The 648-nt window shown below is 69.4% G+C and carries 1 pseudogene; it reads left to right on the top strand.

Annotation, left to right across the window (positions count from 1 at the left end):
• Positions 1 to 648: pseudogene (locus tag J7528_RS23860) on the top strand (ice nucleation protein); the annotation flags it as partial.

Below are 648 nucleotides of genomic sequence, written 5' to 3'. Positions count from 1 at the left end.
AGGTGCAGGAGCTGTCGACCACCCAGATCGGCGGTCTCTCGGCGACCCAGGTCGGCTCCATCTCGACCACCAACCTGCCGCTGCTGAACGCGACGCAGATCGGCGCCCTGTCGACCACCCAGCTCAAGGGTCTGACGACCGCCCAGGTCCAGGTCCTGTCGACGACGAACATCGGCAACCTGGCCGACACCCAGGTGGCCGCCCTGTCGGCGGCCCAGGTGGGCAATCTGTCGACCGCCGCCTTCTCGGCGCTGAACGCCACCCAGGTGGGCGCGCTGTCGGGAACCCAGATCAAGGGTCTGACGACCTCGCAACTGGTCGCCCTGACGACGACGGACGTCGGCGAACTTGCCGACACCCAGGTCGGGGCCCTGACGGCCACCCAGCTGGGCGCGCTGAACGCCACGGCCTTCTCGGCCCTGGACGCCACCCAGACCGCCGCCCTGTCGACGACCCAGATCAAGGGTCTGACCGTCAGCCAACTGAAGAACCTGACGACGACGGACATCGGCGAACTGGCCGACACCCAGGTGGGCGCCCTGTCGGGCACCCAGCTGGCGGCCCTGTCGCCGACCGGCTTCTCGGCCCTGAACCAGACCCAGGTGGCGACGCTGTCGGCGACGCAGATCAAGGGCCTGGCCACCAGCC

Origin of the sequence: Caulobacter sp., from assembly GCF_017744445.1 — a bacterium.
In the GTDB taxonomy this organism is placed as follows: domain Bacteria; phylum Pseudomonadota; class Alphaproteobacteria; order Caulobacterales; family Caulobacteraceae; genus Caulobacter.
This window is presented reverse-complemented; position numbering and strand designations above follow the sequence as displayed.